Source organism: Phytohabitans sp. LZ39, from assembly GCF_059359075.1.
The window spans coordinates 255,814-269,969 of the sequence record NZ_JCADBM010000004.1; the positions used below are offsets into that span (position 1 = coordinate 255,814).

General features: G+C 71.8%; 13 protein-coding genes. 3 read left to right on the plus strand and 10 right to left on the minus strand.

All coding sequences use genetic code 11. The features are described 5' to 3' along the window. The first annotated feature begins 1 nt into the window (after position 1). The 3 genes from AC5L36_RS10235 to AC5L36_RS10245 all read left to right on the plus strand — a co-directional run bounded on the left by AC5L36_RS10235 (position 2) and on the right by AC5L36_RS10245 (position 2,510). Complete coding sequence (locus AC5L36_RS10235) at positions 2-634, plus strand: SRPBCC family protein (protein ID WP_441214714.1); 633 nt, start codon at positions 2-4, stop codon at positions 632-634. A 141-nt stretch (positions 635-775) separates the two neighbouring features. Further along, on the plus strand, positions 776-1,606 hold the full coding sequence (locus AC5L36_RS10240; RefSeq protein WP_441214715.1) for an isocitrate lyase/PEP mutase family protein: 831 nt from the start codon (positions 776-778) through the stop codon (positions 1,604-1,606). A 97-nt stretch (positions 1,607-1,703) separates the two neighbouring features. Beyond that, positions 1,704-2,510 (plus strand): SDR family NAD(P)-dependent oxidoreductase, encoded by an 807-nt coding sequence (locus AC5L36_RS10245; protein ID WP_441214716.1) that lies wholly within the window; start codon positions 1,704-1,706, stop codon positions 2,508-2,510. Positions 2,511-2,949: 439 nt separating this feature from the next. Here AC5L36_RS10245 and AC5L36_RS10250 read toward each other — a convergent pair whose 3' ends face one another. The 10 genes from AC5L36_RS10250 to AC5L36_RS10295 form a co-directional block, all read right to left on the minus strand. Then, a complete protein-coding gene (locus tag AC5L36_RS10250; RefSeq protein WP_441214717.1) occupies positions 2,950-4,434 on the minus strand; it encodes an MFS transporter in 1,485 nt (494 codons plus the stop codon). Positions 4,435-4,546: 112 nt separating this feature from the next. Beyond that, the gene (locus AC5L36_RS10255; protein WP_441214718.1) at positions 4,547-5,245 is read right to left on the minus strand and encodes a serine hydrolase; all 699 of its coding nucleotides are present in this window, start codon (positions 5,243-5,245) and stop codon (positions 4,547-4,549) included. 173 nt (positions 5,246-5,418) lie between these two features. After that, the gene (locus AC5L36_RS10260; RefSeq protein ID WP_441214719.1) at positions 5,419-6,222 is read right to left on the minus strand and encodes an isocitrate lyase/PEP mutase family protein; all 804 of its coding nucleotides are present in this window, start codon (positions 6,220-6,222) and stop codon (positions 5,419-5,421) included. Beyond that, the gene (locus AC5L36_RS10265) at positions 6,219-6,905 is read right to left on the minus strand and encodes a cytochrome P450 family protein (RefSeq protein ID WP_441214720.1); all 687 of its coding nucleotides are present in this window, start codon (positions 6,903-6,905) and stop codon (positions 6,219-6,221) included. Before AC5L36_RS10265 ends, AC5L36_RS10260 begins: the two co-directional genes overlap by 4 nt. A gap of 1,125 nt (positions 6,906-8,030) precedes the next feature. Beyond that, on the minus strand, positions 8,031-9,020 hold the full coding sequence (locus AC5L36_RS10270; protein WP_441214721.1) for a zinc-dependent alcohol dehydrogenase family protein: 990 nt from the start codon (positions 9,018-9,020) through the stop codon (positions 8,031-8,033). After that, positions 9,017-9,820, minus strand: a complete 804-nt coding sequence (locus tag AC5L36_RS10275) for a carbohydrate ABC transporter permease (RefSeq protein WP_441214722.1) — start codon at positions 9,818-9,820, stop codon at positions 9,017-9,019. The genes AC5L36_RS10270 and AC5L36_RS10275 overlap by 4 nt, the downstream gene beginning before the upstream one ends. Further along, a complete protein-coding gene (locus AC5L36_RS10280) occupies positions 9,817-10,749 on the minus strand; it encodes a carbohydrate ABC transporter permease (RefSeq protein ID WP_441214723.1) in 933 nt (310 codons plus the stop codon). The genes AC5L36_RS10275 and AC5L36_RS10280 overlap by 4 nt, the downstream gene beginning before the upstream one ends. Then, positions 10,746-12,056, minus strand: coding sequence for an ABC transporter substrate-binding protein (locus tag AC5L36_RS10285; RefSeq protein WP_441214724.1), 1,311 nt, complete (start codon positions 12,054-12,056; stop codon positions 10,746-10,748). The genes AC5L36_RS10280 and AC5L36_RS10285 overlap by 4 nt, the downstream gene beginning before the upstream one ends. Before the next feature lie 76 nt (positions 12,057-12,132). Further along, positions 12,133-12,894 (minus strand): DeoR/GlpR family DNA-binding transcription regulator, encoded by a 762-nt coding sequence (locus AC5L36_RS10290; RefSeq protein WP_441214725.1) that lies wholly within the window; start codon positions 12,892-12,894, stop codon positions 12,133-12,135. 192 nt (positions 12,895-13,086) lie between these two features. Then, a complete protein-coding gene (locus AC5L36_RS10295) occupies positions 13,087-14,112 on the minus strand; it encodes a FecCD family ABC transporter permease (RefSeq protein WP_441214726.1) in 1,026 nt (341 codons plus the stop codon). Positions 14,113-14,156 lie beyond the last annotated feature (44 nt).

The following is a 14,156-nucleotide window of genomic DNA, read 5'->3' on the forward strand; positions in this document are numbered from 1 at the left end:
CGTGCGCCTGGACAACGAGTTCGTCGTCCCCCGCCCGGTCGACGAGGCGTGGGCGGTGCTCACCGACATCGAACGCATCGCCCCCTGCATGCCCGGCGCCAAACTGACCGAGGTGGACGGCGACGACTACCACGGCACCGTCAAGGTCAAGGTCGGCCCGGTGGTGGCCCAGTACGCCGGCGTAGCCCGCTTCCGCGAGCGCGACGCCGCGCGGCACCACGCCGTCCTGGAGGCGACCGGCAAGCAGAGCGGCGGGCCGGGCCGCGCCTCCGCGGTGGTCACCGCCGACCTGACCGGCGAGGGCGCCGACAGCACCCGCGTCACCGTGGTCACGGACCTGACGGTGGCCGGTCCGCTGGCCCAGTTCGGGCGGGGTGCGATCGCCCAGGTGAGCGGCAAGCTCCTCGACCAGTTCGTCGCCCAGCTCAAGGAGACGGTGCTCACCTCCCCCAGCGGCGCGACCGCACCGGCCACGTCGCCCGCGGTGGAGGACGGCGCCGGCGACGTCTCCGCGGGCGGCGAGCCGGCACCGGTCGACCTCGTGCGCGCCGCGGCCGCGCCCGTGCTGATCCGCCTCATCCCGGTCGTGCTCGTGGTAGCGGTGCTGATCATCCTGATCGTCTGGCTCGTCTGACGTCCCGACACCCACGACTGGAACACCAGTGCTGTTATCCGGCCGCGTTGACAGCACTGGTGTTCCAGTCGTCGACGAGCCGCCGCGTTGATGTCCGAAAATGGCCGGACATCGGCCGTCGCGGCTGGTGGAGTGGAGGGCATGACGAGCCTTCTCGACAAGACCAACGCCCTCCGCGCCCTCCACGCGCCCGGCACCGTCCTCGTCCTGCCGAACGCGTGGGACGTCGCCACCGCCCGCCTCGCCGAGGACGCCGGTGCGGCCGCGGTCGCGACCACCAGCGCGGGCGTGGCGTGGAGCCTCGGCGCGCCGGACGGTGACCACCTCGGCCGCGAGCTGGCCGCCGCCCTTGTCGCCCGCATCGCGGCCGCCGTGAGCGTGCCGGTCAGCGCGGACATCGAGGGTGGCTACGCGGCCGACCCGGCCGGGGTCGCCGAGACGGTGCGGGCGATCGTCGAGGCGGGCGCGTCGGGCGTCAACATCGAGGACGCCGGCGGCGACGGCCTGCGGCCAACGGGCGAGCAGGCGGACCGCCTCGCGGCCGCGCGGGAGGCGGCCACCGCCGCCGGTGTACCCCTGTTCGTCAACGCCCGCACGGACACCTACCTGCGCGCGGTGGGCGACCCCGGCACGCGCCTGGCGGCGACGCTCGACCGTGCCGCGGCGTACCTCGCGGCCGGCGCCGACGGGATCTTCGTCCCCGGCGTGGCCGACCCGGAGACGATCGCCGCGCTCGCCGCGGGCATCGACGCGCCGCTCAACATCATGGCCGGCCCCGGCTCCCCGCCCGTCGCCGACCTGGCCAAGCTCGGCGTGGCCCGGGTGAGTGTCGGCGCGTCGATCGCGCTGTCCGCGTACGCGCACGCCCGGCGCGGCATGCGCGAGGTGCTCACCACCGGCACGTACGAGGGGCTCTCGTCCGACCTGGACTACGGCGAGCTGAACGGGTTGCTCGGTAAGCTCAACCCATGATCGTCGTCACGGGGGCGACCGGAAACGTCGGCGGGGAGATCGTGCGCGCCCTCGCCGGCGCCGGCCAGCGGGTGCGCGCGCACGCGGACGCGTTCCGATGAGTGGGTCCTATGTGGTCACCGGCGCGGCCCGCGGCGTCGGGAGGGCCATCGTCGAACGCCTGCTGCACGACGGCCCGGTCGTCGGCATCGACCTCGACTGGCCGCTGCCGCTCCCCCACGGCCACACCGACGTCGACGTCGAGGTCGGCTGGCCGGGCGAGCGGCGCCCGCACCGCCTGATGACCGTCACCGGCGACGCCGCCGACGAGGAGATCGCCGCCCGGGCCGCACACCTGGCCGCCGGCGAGGCGCCACTCGCCGGCTGGGTCAACAACGCCGCCGTCTTCCGCGACGCGTCGCTGCACGCCGGCCCGGCCCGCGAGGTGATCGACCTGATCGCCCTCAACCTGGGCCTGGCGGTCGCCGGCTGCGCCGCGGCGGTCAAGCACTTCCTCGCGGCGGGCACCGGCGGCGCCATCGTCAACGTCTCTTCCCACCAGGCCCGCCGCCCGGTGCCCGGCGCGCTCCCCTACGCCACCGCCAAGGCCGCGGTCGAGGGGCTGACCCGCGCGCTCGCCGTGGAGTACGGCCGCCACGGCGTGCGCGTCAACGCGGTCGCGCTCGGCTCGATCGCCACCGAACGCTACGACGCCTACCTCGCCGACGCCGGCCCGGCCGGCGCGGTGCGGATCGAGGCGGAGATGCGCCGGCTCCACCCACTGGGCCGGCTCGGCCGCCCCGAGGAGGTCGCCGCCACCGTCGCCCACCTGCTGTCGGACGAGGCCAGCTTCCTCACCGGCGCCACGATCCCGGTAGACGGCGGCCGCGCCGCCCGCGGCCTCGACCCCGAAGAGCGCCCCTGACACCTTTGAGCTTCAAGTCTGGGTGAGGGTCGCCGCCCCGTCGTGGCGTTGCTTCAGGCATATTTGCCCATGCCCGCGTCACCTGCGGACCGTATGCCCCCGCGGGCACCGCTCCCGGCGGCGACAAACCCCGCTACTTCCCCAGATCGCCGATCCGGGAACGGGCATTGTGGACAAACGTCGACCACCGCGGCGCGAGCTCCAGCACACCCTTCTCCCCCGCCGCTTGCGCGCAGGGGGAGCACGACCAACGGCGGACGGGTGAGGCCGCGGGAAATGCACCCCAAGAAAACGCTCCGCTGCGCTCCACGTTTCCCCGGGGGCCCCGCGCAGCGGTCCGGACCATGACGGACATCGCGGTAGCTCAAATATTCGAAATCCGTTTGAAGGCCGCGAGGCCCGGCGGAGGCCGCAGAGGCCGGACCCCCAGGACGGCGGGCTAGGCGGCGGCGCGGGCGCGCCAGGCGTACTCGGCGTCGGGCTCCTCGCGGGCCGGCTCGGTCGCGGGGTCGGGCTGCTCGGTCGCCAGCGCCACCACCGCCAGCAGCGCGAACGTGAGCCCCGCCGCGCCGAACGCCCACGCGTATCCGCTGGTCGTGGCCGCGGCGGCGTCGGCGCCGCCGACGTGGGTGCTGCGGGCGGCGGCGACGGCCATGAGCAGGGCGACGCCGAGGGTGGGGCCGATCTCCATGAAGGTGTTCATCAGGCCGCCGGCCAGGCCGGCCTGCCGCGGTCGCACGTCGGCCATCGCCAGCACCGTCGCACCGGCGAACGCCAGCGCCACGCCCGCGGGCACCAGCACCAGCCCGGGGAGCAGGCCGGTCAGGTAGGTGGTCTGCGGGTCGAGGCCGGACAGGTGCAGGAAGCCGGCCGCCGACAGCGCGAGGCCGGTGGCGACGACGGCGGGCGCGCCGTAGCGCTCGATCGGCCGGCGGCCGATGCGGCCCATGATGATGAGCGACACCGCGTACGGCACGAAGGCGAGCGACGTGTGCAGTGTGGTCCAGTCGCGGACCTGCTGGAGGTACAGGCCGAGGAGCAGGCAGATGATCGACGAGCCGGCCGCGGCGAGGGCGATCGCGAGGAGGGCGATGACGCGGCGGGAGTTGGCCAGGAAGGACAGTGGCAGCAGGGGTGTGTTGCCGCGGAGCTCCACCAGCACGAACGCCAATACCAGCGCCGCGCCGCCCACCAGCGGGCCGGTGACCTGCGGTGACGACCACGGGTACTCGTCGGTGATCACGAAGCCGTAGCTGAGCATCGTGATGCCGCCGGTGGCGAGCACGGCCGCGATCAGGTCGAGGCGGGGGCGCTGGCCGGGGTGGGGCTGCGCGCCGGCGGGCACCAGCCGGGGCGCGATCAGCAGGGCGAGCGTCGCGACGAGCGCCGGCGCCGCGAACATCCACCGCCACGACACCCAGGTCGTGGCGATGCCGGCGAGCACGACGCCGGAGGTGGCGCCGAGCACGGAGATGCCGCCCCACCTGGCCATCGCGTGGTGGTAGCTGACCGGGTCGGCGAAGACGCCGCGCAGCACCGCGGTCAGGGCGGGCGCGATGACCGCGGCACCGATCCCCTGGCCGAAGCGGGCACCGACCAGCATCGGATAGCTCTGCGCGTATCCGGCGGTGATCGACGCGGCGGCGAAGACGAAGAGTCCGATGAGGAGCATCCGCCGCCCGCCGTAGCGGTCGGCCAGCCTGCCCCCGAAGAGCAGCAGGCCGCTGAACGACAGCGCGTACGCGGCGCTGACCAGGATCAGCTGGGCCCGCTCCAGGCCCAGCTCACGACCGATCGCGGGCAGTGGCACCGACACCACGGTGATCGTGAAGATGAGCGTGGCCTGCACGAACGCCAGCAGCGTGAACGCACGCCGGCGCCGGGCCACCACGCGCCTCGGCAACGGAACGATGGCTAGTGTCACGGCTCCTCCCGCCAAAGAGAACCGCGGATGTTTTCACCTATACGTCGACGCTGCGTGCCTGGTTCACTACCAGGCGCATCAATTCTCTGTGACGGATGTGGTGGTTGTCTACCTAGGCCCGCATCGAGCGCAACGCCATCGTGGCCGCCTGCTCCACGATCTCGATGCCCTTCTCCTGGGTGGCGTGGTGGTCGGAGAGCACGGCCATCAGCCAGTCGTGGCCGTCTTCGGTGATCCGGCCGATGCTGTTGACCGCCCACCGGCCGCCGTCGGCGCTGACCTGGACCCAGCCGTTTTTGACCCACACGCCGGAGGCGCCGGCGGGCGCGGCGGCGGGCACGCCCCATCGCTGCTCTTCGACCACCTTGCCCATCAGCCCGAGCACGAACTTCGTCGCCGCCCCCGACAGCGGCGAGTCGCCCGCGGTGATCGACCGCAGCAGCCGCACCTGGTCGGCCGCCGTGGTGGTGGTGACGCCCCAGGCCGAGTTGGCCTTCGTCTCTTTCATGCCGAAGGCGGCGTTTGCCTTGTTGAGCCCGGACACCCCGCCCACGGTGCGGAAGAGCCGGCTGGCCGCGTCGTTGTCGCTGACCGTGATCATGTCGGTGGCGAGCGCCCGCTGCGTGGTCGTCAACGTGTCGTCGTCGAGCAGCAGCGCGGCGAGGATGTCGACCTTCACGATGCTCGCGGTGCGAAACCGCCGCGTGCCCACCGACAACCCCGCACCGCTCACCGCGTCGTGCAGCGCCACGGCCACCCGCCCGCCGTTGCTCCGGACAAACCGCTCCAGCTGCGCCTTCGTCTTCGCCACCAGGTCGGGCGAGGGCGAGGGCGTCGGTCTCGTGCGCGCCGGCCCGGCGGCGGGCCCATTGGCACCGGCGGGACGATTTGAACGCAGTGTCACGATGCCAGCACCACCTGTGGCCAACCCCGCGACACCGAACGCTGCGGCCATGGATAGCAACCCGCGACGGGACGTGGTCCTCACATGGCAGTTGTACGCGACGCGCCTGGGAGTTCGTTCAACGCCTGTACGTCCACATAGCTGAGCAGGCCTTTCGCCGGCTGCCCACCGGCGGCGACGGTGGCCGCCGTCTCGACCGCGGCCGTCAGCGCCGCCCGGAAAAGCAGCGAGCCGGTGCTCACCCGACGCACCCCGAGCGCGGCCAGCCGCTCCAGGTCGACCCCCGGCGCGAAGAGCACGTTGAGCGGCACGCCCGCCACCTCCACCAGCGCACCGATCTCCGCGTCGCCGGTCACCCCGGGCACGAAGACCCCGTCGGCGCCGGCGTCCGCGTACGCCCGCACGCGCCGCAGCGCTTCCTCCAGCGCCGCGGGGGTCGCCCGCCGCTGCCAGTGCGTGTCCGTGCGGGCATTCACAAACATTTCGGGTACCCGCAGGTGCACTTCCCCGATCACCGAACACTGCTTGTCGATCGGGGCGAGGGTGCCGTCCGGCCGCCCGTCCTCGATGTTCACGCCCGCGACGCCGAGGTCGGCGAGCTGGGCGACAAGGTCGGCCACCTCGCCGGGCCGCTCGCTGAAGCCGCCCTCGATGTCGACGCTGACCAGGCACGGCAGGCCCTGGAGCCGGCGGGCGAGGTCGACGGTGTCGTCGCGCGTGGCACCGGTGCCGTCGGGCTTTCCCGCGGCGGCCGCGACGCCCAGGCTCGTGGTGCCCACGGCGGGGAAGCCACGCGCCGCCAGGGCAGCGGCCGAGGCGTAGTCCCAGGCGTTGGGGAGCACCAGCGGGCGCTCCTGGTGGTGCAGGTCCCGGAAGGCCGTCACCGCGCCACTCCTTCCGCGATGGCGACGGCGTGCGCGCGGCCGGGGCAGAGCCGCGGCTCGCCGCCGAACGGCAGGCCCGCCGCGGCGAGGTCGAGCACGAGCGTGTCCCCCGCTCCGGCCAACTCGGTGTCCACAGTGGCCACACGCCGGGTGGTGCGCACGGGCGCGGCGTCCACGATCGAGCCGTGCTCGACCGCGGCCCGCACCAGGGCCGCGGTAGCGGCGTAGGCCTGGACGAGCAGGCCGATCCGGTTGGCGACACGCTCGTCCGGCGTGCCGCCGAGCAGCTTCACCAGCGCCGCCACCGCGCAGTCGGCGGCGTGTTCGGCGGCCGCGCCGCCCGGCATGAGGTAGCCGGCCGCGATCGCGGGGACCTCCGCCACCACCGTGTCGACGTCCGGCATGCCCAGGGCCTCGGCCAGCACGGCGACGGCCACCTCGTCGGCGGGGCGGGAGGACCGGGCGGCGGCGGTGGCGAGGGCCGCGGGGTCGATCGCGGCGAGGTCGGCCTCGACGATCGCGCGCCGGCGCACGTGGTCGGTGCCGTGGCTGAACCGGGCCACCGCCGACCTCAGCCACGCCATCGACCCCTGCGGTCCACTCCGGTCCGGTGGGACGGGAATGAAGCGGGGGTCCGCCAGCACCGCTCGGACGTCGTCGGGGCACTCCACGAAGATCTCCATACCGCAGACGCTATGCCCGCCATCCTTCGGTGGCCGCCGAAGCGTTTCCGTTGCTGTTTGGTCTTTCTGCCGCTTCTCCACTTCCTTCGGGTTTGTGGTTACGGTTAGTGCGCCTCCGGCGGGGCCTCGGGCTCCGGCCGGGCCGTCCCCGGCTTGTTCACCCTTCTTGGTGGGTGGTTGCGGTGGGAGCCGTGCCGTATGCCGTCGTCCACGCTGAGCCGAGCAGACCAGCGCCGGGGCCGGGGCCGCCAGCCTTGCGTCTGATCCTCACCGTCCGCGGGTCGTGGCGGCCCCGGCGCTGGTCCGCTCCCCGTGCGGGTGGACGACGGCATACGGCACGCCTCGGGCTTCGCACGCTGGCAGCGGCTTCGGGATTGGCCTGGCCGCGAAACACAAGGACCGGCGGATCGCCGGCCCACCTTCCCACTGGTTGGGGATGTGGCTCAGCATGTGGGCGGCGCCAAGATCGTTAACCCGAAAAGGTCGCGACACGCCGAAGACCACGCCCCTAACGGGCTAACGATCACGCCAGCCAGCCGCCGCAGCCCCGCATCTCCCACATGACGGGACCATCGGCTCGGGATCTGGAAGGCGTCGTGATCGTTAGCCCGAAACCCGCGTGACACGCCGGCACGAACGCGGGTTTTGGGCTAACGATCACCGAAGCGGTGGACACCGGGGCTTGCGGAGCCTTGCTTGGCCGGGCCGCAAGCCGGCCGGAACCGCGAAAGTCGATGGGTTCAAGAAGATCGTTGGGCTCGCCTTTGGCGTCCAGCGAGTTGCCGCAAGGGCCTTGATCGGCGACGAGGGTGGAGGCCCTCCTGGTGATCGTGGTCGTTTAGTCCCCCTGGAGGGGGTCCAGACGACCACGATCTACAAGGTGTCCCGCCGATCAAGGGATCAGCGGCCCTACCGTCAGGTAGTTCGAGGACGTCGCCCACTAGCAGGCCCGCACGGGCCGGCGCAGCCGGCGGGGCGAGCGCGACCGACGGACGGGTGAGGCCGCGGGGTACAGCGGCATCGAGAAACGGCGGCGCGGTGGTCAATGGACGCATTGCTGCTAGCAGGTCGACAGGCTCGCGGGGCCGACCGGCCGCGGCCGGCCCCGGGGCCGTGCCGGCCGGGTCAGGGTTCGACCTGGATCTTGCGGCCTACGCCGTCGCGGAACTGGGTCATGGCCTTGGCGTAGTCGTCCAGGGGGTAGCGGTGGCTGATGAAGACGTCGGCCGGGAGGAGGCCGGTCGACCACAGCTCGCCCGCCCGGTCGAAGCTGTGCAGGACCGCCATCGAGCCGGTGATGGTGATCTCCTGGTTGTAAATCTTGTAGGGCTCGATGACCGCCCGCGCGCCGTACGACGCCACGCCGAACTGGAGGAACGTGCCGCCCTTGCCCACCCGGGCCAGGCCGTCGGTGATGGCCGCCTCGGCGCCGGTGCAGTCGACGACCACGTCCCAGCCGCGGGGGGCGGTCAGCTCGTCGGCCGAGGCGGCCGCGGCCGAGCAGCCGAGCAGGCGGGCGGTGTCCAGGCGGGTCGGGTTGATGTCCACCATGGACACCGTGGCGGCGCCGGCGCGTTTGGCCAGCTCCATCATCATCAGGCCCATCGTGCCGGCGCCGTAGATGAGGTAGTGGTCGGCCAGCCGTCGCGGCAGCACGTCGAAGCCGCGTACCGCGCAGGACAACGGCTCGATCAGGGCGGCGTCCGCCACGTTGACGGAAGCAGGGAGGCGGAAGCAGTTGGCGACCGGCGCGAGCGCGAACTCGGCCGCGCCGCCGGGCTTGGTGACGCCGATCGCGTTCCAGTTTTCGCACAGGTTGCCGCGGGCCCGTTTGCACTGGTAGCACTCTCCACAGTGCAGGGACGGGTCCACGGCCACCTGCTCCCCGACCGCGATCTCGGTCACCGCGCTGCCCACCTCTACCACGCGGCCGGCGAACTCGTGGCCGGGGATGATCGGGTACGCCGGGGCGAACTCACCGTCCATGATGTGCAGGTCGGTGCCGCAGATGCCGCAACCGGCGACCTCCACGACCACGTCCCGCGGGCCCGGGGTGGGATCGGGCACCTTCTCGATGGCGATCTGCCCGGGTGTCACCACAACAGCGGCCTTCACTTCACAGCTCCCATCGACAGGCCCCGCACGAGCTGCTTCTGCGCCAGCCAACCGGCCAGCACGACGGGCAGGGACACCAGCGTGGCGGCGGCACACAGCCGGGCCAGGAACAGCCCTTCCGAGGAGATGAACCCGACCAGGAAGATCGGCGCCGTGCCGGCGCGGGTCGCGGTCAGGTTGACCGCGAAGAAGAACTCGTTCCAGGAGAAGATGAAACAGATCAGCGCGGTGGCGGCCAGGCCCGGCGAGACGATCGGCAGCAGCACCCGCCGGATCGACATCAGCAGCCCGGCGCCGTCCATCTCGGCGGCCTCCAGCACCGACGTGGGCACCTCCAGCAGGAACGAGCGCATCATCCAGATGGCCAGCGGGAGGTTCATGGCGGAGTAGAGGATCACCATGGTCCAGACGTTGTCGAGCATGCCGAGCTCCTTGACCACCAGGTAGATGGGGAGGAGCGCGGCCACGGCCGGCAGCATCTTGGTGGAGATGAAGAAGAACAGCGCGTCCCGCCACTTCGCGACCGGCCGCAGCGACAGCGCGTACGCGGCCGGGGTGGCCAGCACCAGCACGAGCAGCGTGGAGAAGAGGCTGGCCATCAGCGAGTTCAGCAGGTAGGGCGTGAGGTCGCGGTCGAACACCTGCCGGTAACCGTCCAATGTGGGCGTGAAGACCCACGTGGGCGGGTTGGACGCGGCGTCGGCCTCCCGCTTGAAGCCGGTCAGCACCATCCACAGCACCGGGAAGAAGAAGACCAGCCCGCACACCCAGGCCACCACGGTCCACAGTGAACGCCTCATCGCTGCACCTCCATCCGGAAGAGGCCGGAGATGACCCGCAGCGCGAAGGTGGCGACCACGATCGTGCCGATCACCACGACGACGCCGGCGGCGGCCGCCTCGCCGTACTCGAACTTGCGGAACGTGGTCAGGTAGATCTCGTACGGCAGGTTGGTGGTCGCCGTGCCCGGCCCGCCCTGGGTGATGGTGAAGACCGCGTCGAACGTCTGCACCAGGTAGATCGAGCCGAGCAGTGCGGACAGTTCCAGGTAGGGGCGCAGGTACGGGAGCGTGACGTGCAGGAAGGTCTGCCACGCGGTCGCGCCGTCGACGCGGGCCGCCTCGAGTGTCTCCAGCGACTGCGCCTGCAGGCCGGCCAGGATGATCAGCATCATGAACGGCGTCCACTGCCACACGAGCGTGGCGACGACCGCGACCATCGGGTACGTGGAGACCCAGTCGGTGTCGCCGCCGAGCACGCCGTTGACGAGGCCGTACGCCGGGTTGTAGATGGCGTGCTTCCACAGCAGCGCGGCGGCCATCGGCATCACCAGGAACGGCGTGATGAGCAGCGTGCGCACGATGCCCCGGCCGGGAAACTTCCGGTCGAGCAGGATCGCCAGCCCCAGGCCGAGCAGCACCGACACGATGACCGAGCTGGCGGTCAGCACGACGGTGTTGAGCAGCGCCGCGCGCAGCCGGCCGTCCGACAGCACCGTGCCGTAGTTGTCGAGCCCGACGAAGGAGCGCGACCCGGGCCGCAGCGCGTTCCAGCTCAATGTGGACAGGTACAGCGTGACGAGGAAGGGCACCTGCGTCACGACGATCGCGAAGATCAGCGCGGGGAGCAGCGGCGCCCGCCGGGACCACCGGTCCCGCCGGGAGGGCGCCCGCCCGACCCGGCGCGAGACGGGCCGGGCGGGCGCTTTCGCCAAGGTGGTCGAGGTCATTTGCGGTACTTCTCGGCGACGTCCTCGGCGAGCTTCTGGCCGTCGGCGAGGGCCTTGTCCACTGTGGTCTTGCCGGCGATCGCCGACGCCACCTCCTGGGAGACCTTCGTGCCCAGGTCGGCGAACTCGGGGATGCCGACGAACTGCACACCCAGCGCGGGCCGCGGCTGGAGGCCCGGGTTGGTCGGGTCGGCCTCCTCGATCGCCTTCAGCGTGATGTCCGCGAACGCGGTGGCCGACTGCTTGTACTCGGGCAGGTTGTAGGTCGAGGTGCGCTTGCCCGCCGGCAGCCGCGACCAGCCCAGCTTCTCCCCCACCAGCTTCTCGTACTCCTTGCCGGTGGCCCACGAGATGAACTTCCACGCGGCGTCGGCCTGCTTGGTGGTCTTCGGCATCGCCCACGCCCAGGCCCACAGCCAGCCGGACGACTTGGTCTTGTTCACCGGCGCGTAGGCGTAGCCGACCTTGCCGGCCACCTTGGACGCGGACGCGTCTTCGAGCGTGCCCGCGGCGGAGGTCGCGTCGTACCACATCGCCGCCTTGCCCTGCCCGAACGTGTTGAGGCACTCGGTGAAGCCGGCCTGCGACGCGCCCGCCTCGCCGTACCGCCGCACGAGGTCCACATAGAACTTGGTGGCCTGGGTGAACTCCGGCGAGTTCACCTTGGGGGTCCAGTCCTTCTCGAACCATGTGCCGCCGAACGTGTTCACGACCGTCGTGAGTGGAGCGAAGACCTCGCCCCAGCCGGGCAGACCGCGCAGGCAGATGCCCGCGACGCCGGCCTTCTTGTCGTTGAGCCGGGCGGCGAAGTCGGCGACCTGCTGCCACGTGGGGCGCTCCGGCATCGTGATGCCCTTGGCCGCGAAGAGCTCCTTGTTCCACATCAGGAACGACGACTCGCCGTAGAACGGCGCCGCGTAGAGCTTGCCGTCCTCACCGGACAGTGACTTCACCATCGGTTCGAGCAGGTCGGCCTTGTCGTAGCCCGAGTCCCCGTCGGCGTACGACGAAAGCTCGTGCAGCCAGCCGTTCTTGGCCCAGATGGGCGCCTCGTACGCCCCGATGGTCGCCACGTCGTACTGCCCGCCCTGGGTGGCCACGTCCTGCGTGACTTTGTCGCGCAGCTCGTTCTCGGGAAGGATCGTGAACTTGACCGTGATGCCGGTTTCCTTGGTGAAGGTGTCGGCGGTGAGCTTGGCGATGTCCTCCATCTGCGGGTTGCCCACCATGAGCGCGGTGATGGTCTTGCTGTCTCCGTCGCTGCTGGAGCCGGAGCCACCGGCGCCCGAGCAGGCGGTGAGTGTCATAACAAGAGCCGAAATAGCAATAAATAAGGGGCGGCGTGGCACGACAAACCTCCCGGGAGAGCGACTCAGCGAAGGCTCAGACCCGCAGCACCTGCGGGCCGAGCAGGGAGTAACGGTGTGCCTCGGACGCGGGCAGCGCCGCGTCCGTGACGATTGTTTCGAAGTCCGCGATCTCGGCGAAGCGGCAGAAGCTGCTCACCCCGAACTTCGTGTGCACCCCGGCGAACACCCGCCGCCGGGAGACGCGGACGACCTGTGCCTTCACGTCGGCGACCGCCGGGTCGGGCGTGGTCAGCCCGTGCTCGCGGGAGATGCCGTTGGCGCCGACGAAGGCGAGGTCGATGACGAAGCCGGCCAGCATCCCGGTGGCCCAGTGGTCGACCGTGGCGAGTGTGCGCCCGCGCACCCTCCCGCCGAGCAGCAGCACGGTGGTGGCCGGGTTGGCGGCGAGGATGGCGGCCGTGCTCAGCGACGCGGTGACCACGGTGAGGCTCCGGTCGGCGGGCAGCGCCTCGGCGATGAGCTGGGGCCCGAACCCCTCGTCGACGAAGACCGTCTCGGCGTCGCCCACGAGATCGGCGCAGGCGGCCGCGATCCGGCGCTTTTCCGGCACCAGGCGGGTGGTGCGCATCGCGAGGGTGGTCTCGAAGCGGGCGGTCTCCACCGCGCGCGCCCCGCCGTGCGTGCGCCGGACCAGCCCGTGCTGCTCCAGCATGCGCAGGTCGCGCCGGATGGTCTCCGGCGCCACGGCGAGCTCGGCGGCGAGCTTGGCCACGTCGACGTCGCCGTTGCTGCGCGCCAGCACGAGGATGCGGTGCTGCCGCTCGTCGGCCTTCATCCTCCGCACCTCCGTCCTGAGCCCGCGCGTAAACATGTTCTAACACCGCCGTAACGGTGTGAGCCGGTTCACAGAGCGGGTTCCTGCGCCTGACTTTGCCCGTTCGGACCCGCGGGAGCAACGCTTACCTGAGGATTTATCGGACATGAACGCAGGATTGGGATGCCCGAGCGGGCGGAGTTCTCGCCCGTTCTATGCCCGGGTGCGCCGCCACTCATGCACGAGGAGCCACGCGAGGTAAACGCCGCCGATGGCCGAGGTGGCGAGCCCGACCGGCAGCGCCGCCGCCCCGAACGCCCGCTGGACGGCCAGGTCGCCGCCGGTCAGCAGCAGCGCCCCCATCAGCCCCGCCGCCATCAGGCCCGGGCCCGCCGACCGGGTCAGCCGCCGCGCCACCTGCGGCGCCGCGAGCGCCACGAAGGCGATCGGGCCCGCGGCCGCCGTCGCGACCGCGCTCAACGCGACAGCCGCCAACACCAAGATCCCTCTGGTACGCGCGACGGGCACCCCAAGCGCACGAGCGGTGTCGTCGCCCATCTCCAGCATGGCCAGCTTCCGTCCATAGTGGAGCACGAGCGGCAGCAGCACCGCCAGTGCCAGCGCGAGCGGCCGCACGTGGTCCCACCGCCGGCCGTTGAGGCTGCCGATCAGCCACACCTGCGCGGCGATCGCGTCGTCGAGGCTGGCCCGCGCGATGAGGTAGTTGTTGAGCGCGACGAACATCGCGGACAGCCCGATGCCGATCAGGATCAGCCGCATCCCGGAGAGCGTGCGGCGAAACGCGATCCCGTACACCAGCGCGAGCGTGCCCAGCCCGCCCGCGACCGCACCGGCCGCCACCTGGTACATGCCGCCGTCGAAGAGCAGGATCACGACGACCGCGCCGGCGGCCGACCCGTTCGTGAAGCCGATGACGTCCGGGCTGCCCAGCGGGTTGCCGGACAGGCGCTGCATGACCGCGCCGCCGACGCCGAGCGCGAAGCCGACGAGGACGCCGGTGAGCAGGCGCGGCATCCGCAGCGTCAGCACGATGAAGTCGGTACCCGGCGGGCCCTGGCCGGCGATCGTCTTGAGCACGTCGAGCAGCGGCACCGGGTAGTCGCCGGTCGTCATGGTGACCGCCCCGACGCCGGCGGCCGCGAGCGTGAGCGCGACGCAGACGGCGAGGGCGCGCTGGGGAATCCGGACCGAGACGCGGTCCCGCGGCGTGCGAAGCACCGTCTGTGTCCGCCACGCTCCGCCGCCCGTAGCCTCGCGACTCC

Coding starts and splice junctions, on each gene's coding strand:
- AC5L36_RS10240 (WP_441214715.1), top strand. CDS start 776: ATGACGAGCCTTCTCGACAAGACCAACGCCCTCCGCGCCCTCCACGCG.
- AC5L36_RS10245 (WP_441214716.1), top strand. CDS start 1,704: ATGAGTGGGTCCTATGTGGTCACCGGCGCGGCCCGCGGCGTCGGGAGG.
- AC5L36_RS10265 (WP_441214720.1), bottom strand. CDS start 6,905: ATGGAGATCTTCGTGGAGTGCCCCGACGACGTCCGAGCGGTGCTGGCG.
- AC5L36_RS10275 (WP_441214722.1), bottom strand. CDS start 9,820: ATGAGGCGTTCACTGTGGACCGTGGTGGCCTGGGTGTGCGGGCTGGTC.
- AC5L36_RS10280 (WP_441214723.1), bottom strand. CDS start 10,749: ATGACCTCGACCACCTTGGCGAAAGCGCCCGCCCGGCCCGTCTCGCGC.
- AC5L36_RS10285 (WP_441214724.1), bottom strand. CDS start 12,056: ATGACACTCACCGCCTGCTCGGGCGCCGGTGGCTCCGGCTCCAGCAGC.
- AC5L36_RS10290 (WP_441214725.1), bottom strand. CDS start 12,894: ATGAAGGCCGACGAGCGGCAGCACCGCATCCTCGTGCTGGCGCGCAGC.